Here is a 5,514-nt window from a genome sequence, read left to right as displayed (position 1 = left end):
TAGTACGTCAGCAGGTCGGCCGTCAGCGGCGGGAACAGCGCCCGGTGCAGCTCCTCGTCCCCACGCCCGTACACGTCCGGCCGGATGCGGCTCAACCCCTCCAGCCCGTACGGCCCGAAGAGCAGCGCCGCCAGCGCGTCCGGCGCCACGCCCACGCCGCCGGACGCGCCGAGGTGCTGCATCGTGCCGCCCGTGACCACCTCGCCCGGCTCCTGCCCGCCGACCGGGATCCGGTAGTGCGCGCGGTAGGTGGAGAGCAGCAGTTCGCCGTCGGCGCGGTCCAGGCCGGCGGCGGTGAGGCGCTGATGGAACAGGGGACGCAGCCGGTCGAGCAGCACGGCCGGATCGGGGATGCGGACGTAGTACTGCTCCGCCTCGCGGCGCGGCGCGTCGTCCAGCAGCTCCTGCCAGACGGTGGCGGGCAGGGTGCCCGGCCGGTGCACCACCCGGAGCCGCGCCTCGGGCGCCAACGCCGCCACGCCGGCCAGCAGGTCGCGCGCCGCCCGCTCGTCCGCGGCGGCCGCCTCGACGAGGTGGAACTCGCCGTCGTCCACCGGGGTGGTGCGGCCCACCGCCACTACCCCGCCCGCGCGCTCGACCACCCGCAGCGTGCTCGCCTCGTGCGCCAGCAGCCAGCGCCAGCGGGCGGGGGCGTGGCCCATCGCGAGGTCGAAGCCGCGCTGCGCCTGCTCCTGGAGCGCGGCCAGGGCGGGCAGGTCCGCCGCTCGGGCGGTGCGCAGCGCGGGCGCGTCCCCAGCGCCGATGGTGGGCGGGGCGGTGAGCAGCGGCCGCGAGACCGGGACGTCGATCGCGTACTCGTAGCCGAACAGCCGGTAGAAGTACGGGATTCCGATCATCACCTGGACCACGTGCCCGCGTGCGGCGGAGCGCGCGTGCGCCCACCGCAGCAGCGCCCGGACCAGGCCGCGACCCTCGTACTCCTGGTCGGTGGCCACCATGTCGACCTGCCCGGCGGGCAGCCGGACACCACCGAGGCGCAGCTCCTCGTCCAGCAGGGTGGCCGTGGAGACGACCCGGTCGCCGTCGACCACCACCGCGCTGGCCGACCGGCCGGCGTCCGGGTCCTCGACCACCAGGCGGTGGTCGAGCGCGCCCCCCGGGATGTCGCGCTCCGTGAGCAGCGCGCCGATCTGCTCCTCGTCCTCCGGCCGGGACTCGCGCAGGAGCAGGCCGCCGGGCAGGGCCATCGGCAGGGCAAAGGCTTCGTCAACGGTCATTCCCGGACCCTCGCACCGGTGGCCGCCCGCGGCCAAGCGGTTTTTGCCGGACCGGCAAGGAGGAGCGGGAACGCGCCCGGTGCGGAGCGGAGTCGGCGGCCCGCCGGTTCGGCGCAGGGCTCCTCGCGGTCCCGCATCGGCCCGGGCCGCGAGGAGCCCGGGGGCTCAGACCGTGCTGGCGATCCAGCCGATGGTCTCGGTGGTGTGCGGTCCGTCGGACAGCGCCCGGCCGCTGCCCACGAGCTCGTTGATGCGGATCTTGAAGCCGGTGGTGGTGACGTCGGCGATCCGCAGGCCGGGGGTGTCGGGGCCGTTGAAGGTCTGGACGAACGGCAGGACGATCACGTTCGCGTCGTTGGGGAAGGGCGTGGGGAAGACGACCTGGGTGAAGGTCGAGGTGGCTCCACCGGTCAGCTCCGTGGCGCTGGTGGAGTTCAACTGCAGCTTGCCGGTCTGGATCATGCTCATGGCTTCCGCCTCTCGCTCGACTGCCGCCCGTCGGGTCCGGCTGACGCCCACGCGCCCGACGGCCGGGCGCTGCCTCGGTGCGAGGCAACCGTGGGTGGGATGCCCGTGCCGGTCCGCGTTTAGCGTGGATGTAGCCGGTTCGGGGCGTCTGCTCCCGTTTCCCTTGCCGCAGCGGGTGACGCGCCCCGGGGCCCGGCTCGTGTGCGACGTGCGTGCCTCCCGTGTGCGGGAGTTGGCGGAATCGTGTCCATCGCGGGACGGCGGGGGTTGACCGTGGGCACGCAGGACGGTTGGCTCGGCCGGAGTGAACGGGGAACGAAAGGGGAGGGGAGCCCATGAGGACGACGACGGTACGGGTGGTCTGCGCGCTGGCGGCCACGCTGCTGGCGGGCGCCGGGGCACCGGCGGCGCACGCCCGGGCCACAGCCGCGTCCGGACCGGCCTCCGCACCGGCGTCCGCGCCCGCGTTCGCGGCGACGGGTGGTGACCTGGTCCGGGTGAGCGTGAGCCCCGACGGCGAGCCCGCCGACGACTGGTCCGAGCCGCTCGGGCTGAGCGCCGACGGCCGCTACGCCCTGTTCACCTCGCTGGCCTCGAACCTGGTGCCCGGGGACACCAACCGCCGCTACGACGTCTTCGTCCGCGACCTGTGGACGCGGCACACCGAGCGGGTCAGCCTCGCCGACGACGGTGCCCAGCTGGACGGCTCCACCAGCCAAGCGGCGATCAGCGCCGACGGCCGGTACGTCGCCTTCAGCAGCGACGCCGTCAACGCCGTCCCCGGGAACGGCGGCGGCCGCACCGACGTCTACGTCCGCGACCGCCTCACCGGCCGCACCGAGCTGGTCACCGCCGGTGCCGGCGCCGGAAACTCCGTCAGCCCCGCGATCAGCGCCGACGGCCGCTTCGTCGCCTACTCCTCGGACCGCGCCGACCTCGCCCCCGGGGCGGGGGCCGGCACCGCCAACGTCTACCTGACGGACCGCCGGACCGGTGGCACCCGGCTGGTCAGCACCGGGCAGGGCGGCGCCCCCGCCGACGGCGGCTCGGTGGAGCCCTCGCTCAGCGCGGACGGCCGGACCGTCGCGTTCCGGTCGAAGGCGGCCAACCTGCTGCCGGCCGCCCCGGTGGCCCGGCCCGCCCTGAAGCCGCCGCCCGCCCGCCAGCTGTTCCCGCTCTACGTCTACGACGCCCGCACCGGCCGGATCGAGGGCGCGAGCGTCGACGCGAGCGGCACCCTGCGCGACGCCGTGCGGCAGAGCCGGCTGAGCCCCGACGGCCGGTTCGCGCTGTTCCGGGTGTTCCAGCCGGACCAGGGCGCCACCCGCGTCGCGCTCCTCGCCCGCGACCTGCGCACCGGGACGGTCACCGAGGTGGCCCCCGCCGGCACCCAGCCGGGCGTCATGACGGCGGACGACCGCTGGGTCCACTTCGTCTCGGACGACGCCGGCCTGGTCCCCGGGGACACCAACGGCGCCCCGGACCTCTTCCGGCGGGACCTGCGGACCGGCCAGGTCGAGCGGGTCGCCGAGGGCGTCGGCCCGTCCTTCGCGCCGGCCGTGGACGCGTTCGGCACCACCCTGCTGTTCGGCGCCCTGAACGGCACCGGCTCCGACGTCCTGGTGCGCTACCTGCCGCCGCGCTGACCGGCCGCGGCGGAACGGGAGGTCCTCGTCCAGGGGGACCGGCGGCGCCGGGGGACAGTCTGACCGCCGCTCCCGGCACGCGGTACGGAGGGGCGGGGCGGTGACCGACCGTCAGGCCCTCGACGCGGGTGTTACCGACGAGTTCATCACATGCTCGCCCGATGTCTTGCGAGCCGTGCCGGAGGCCGAGTTGGATACACAACATCCCTCGACCCGACGGGTCCACGACAACACCCTCAACGCCCTCCTGGAGGCCCGATGCCCCTGTCGTCCGTCCGCCGCACCCTCGCGGCCGGTGCCGCCGCCACCGTCCTCGCCGTGCTCGGCGCCGCCCCGGCCTCGGCCGAGACCGCCCCGACGACCGCGCCCCCGCTCGACGTGCTGACCTACAACACCTTCCTGATGAGCACCTCGCTCTACCCCAACTGGGGCCAGCAGTACCGGGCGCAGGCCATCGCCTCGGCGGACTTCTTCCAGGGCCACGACGTGGTCGTGCTGGAGGAGGCCTTCGACAACGCGGCCTCCGACGCGCTCACCGCCAAGGCCTCGGCCGCCTACCCGTACCACACGCCGGTGGTCGGCCGCTCCACCAGCGGCTGGGACGCCACCTCCGGCAGCTACAGCTCCACCACCCCCGAGGACGGCGGCGTCACCCTGCTCAGCAAGTGGCCGATCCTGCGCAAGGAGCAGTACGTCTTCAAGGACGCCTGCGGCTCGGACTGGTACTCCAACAAGGGCTTCGCGTACGCCGTGCTGGACGTCAACGGCCGCCGTACCCACGTGGTCGGCACCCACCTCCAGTCCACCGACTCCGGCTGCGCGAGCGGCCAGGCCGCGGACATCCGGGCCAAGCAGCTCACCGCGATGCGCTCCTTCCTGGACGCCAAGCGGATCCCGGCCGACGAGCCGGTCCTGCTCGCGGGCGACCTCAACATCGACTCGCACGGCTCCGAGTACCAGGCGCTGCTGACCAACGGCAACCTCGCCCCGGCCTCCGCCCGCACCGGCTGGCCGAACTCCTTCGACACCGTCGACAACTCCGTCGCCGCCTACCGCTACCCCGGCGAGCCCAAGGAGGACCTCGACTACGTCCTCTACCGGGCCGACCACGCCCGCCCGCAGCAGTACGTCAACGAGGTGGTCCGGGTGCACAGCGCGCCCTGGACGGTCAGCAGTTGGGGCAAGAGCTACACCTACACCGACCTCTCCGACCACTACCCGCTCGCCGCGCACTGACGGTCCGGATCCCCCGGGGGTGTGGGATGCGTCACCCGTGACGCCGCGCGGGCGGTTCGGCCCCTTACGATCCTGAACGCCGAGGTCGGGCGCCGTCGTACCACGGCGGCGCCCGCCCGGCAGCCAGCGATCCGGCCCGAGGAGAAGCGCACGTGACCACCCCCAACGCCGCGCCCGACAGCTACTACCAGCGCACCGGCGACCACACCTACAAGCCCACCGTGCAGGCGCAGGGCGCCTGGCACCCCGACGAGCAGCACTTCAGCCCGCTCGGCGGCCTGATCGTGCACGCCATCGACAGGTACCGGGCCGGCCGCCCCGCCGACGGCCTGGCGCTGGCCCGGATCAGCTACGACATACTCGGCCTGATCGCCCTCGACGAGTGCGAGATCACGGTGGAGACCGTCCGCCCCGGGCGCACCATCGAGCTGGTCGAGGCCACCGTGACGATCGGCGGGCGCGCCGTGGTCCGGGCCCGCGCCTGGTTCCTCGCCGAGCTGGACACCACCGCCGTCGCCGGCACCCACGACGAGCCGCTGCCCGCGCCCGAGGAGTTCGAGCCCTGGACGATGCGCGGGGTCTGGGGCGGCGGCTACATCGCCTCGATCGACGTCCGCCGCCGGGAGACCGCCCCTGGCCGCGCCGCCGCCTGGCTCTCCACCCCGGTCGAGCTGGTCGCGGGGGAGCCCAGCGGCCCGCACGCCTCCTTCGTCATGCTGGTGGACACCGCCAACGGCATCGCCGTGCGGCAGAGCCCCACCGAGTGGATGTTCCCCAACACCGACCTGACGATCCACTTCCACCGCCGCCCCGAGGGCGGCTGGACCGGCCTGGACACCAGCGTCAGCTTCGGCCCGGCCGGGCACGGCGTCACCAGCACCGTGCTGCACGACGTCCGAGGACCGCTGGGCCGGGCCGAGCAGATC

General features: G+C 74.5%; 5 protein-coding genes. 3 read left to right on the top strand and 2 right to left on the bottom strand.

Annotated elements, in window-relative coordinates:
- Together ACFU6K_RS30070 and ACFU6K_RS30065 are read right to left on the bottom strand one after the other, a co-directional pair.
- Positions 1-1,238: GNAT family N-acetyltransferase (locus ACFU6K_RS30070; protein ID WP_380668300.1), on the bottom strand; the 1,238-nt coding region annotated here is incomplete at its 3' end.
- Between the two features lie 165 nt (positions 1,239-1,403).
- Complete coding sequence (locus ACFU6K_RS30065) at positions 1,404-1,706, bottom strand: hypothetical protein (protein ID WP_380668298.1); 303 nt, start codon at positions 1,704-1,706, stop codon at positions 1,404-1,406.
- A 335-nt stretch (positions 1,707-2,041) separates the two neighbouring features.
- Here ACFU6K_RS30065 and ACFU6K_RS30060 point away from each other — a divergent pair, with 335 nt between their 5' ends.
- The 3 genes from ACFU6K_RS30060 to ACFU6K_RS30050 all read left to right on the top strand — a co-directional run.
- A complete protein-coding gene (locus ACFU6K_RS30060; RefSeq protein ID WP_380668296.1) occupies positions 2,042-3,352 on the top strand; it encodes a hypothetical protein in 1,311 nt (436 codons plus the stop codon).
- Between the two features lie 258 nt (positions 3,353-3,610).
- Positions 3,611-4,588, top strand: coding sequence for a sphingomyelin phosphodiesterase (gene sph, locus ACFU6K_RS30055; RefSeq protein WP_380668294.1), 978 nt, complete (start codon positions 3,611-3,613; stop codon positions 4,586-4,588).
- 152 nt (positions 4,589-4,740) lie between these two features.
- On the top strand, positions 4,741-5,514 hold a 774-nt coding region (locus ACFU6K_RS30050), incomplete at its 3' end, for a thioesterase family protein (protein WP_380668292.1).

The organism is Kitasatospora sp. NPDC057512 (genome assembly GCF_042802135.1).
GTDB lineage: Bacteria > Actinomycetota > Actinomycetes > Streptomycetales > Streptomycetaceae > Kitasatospora.
This window is presented reverse-complemented; position numbering and strand designations above follow the sequence as displayed.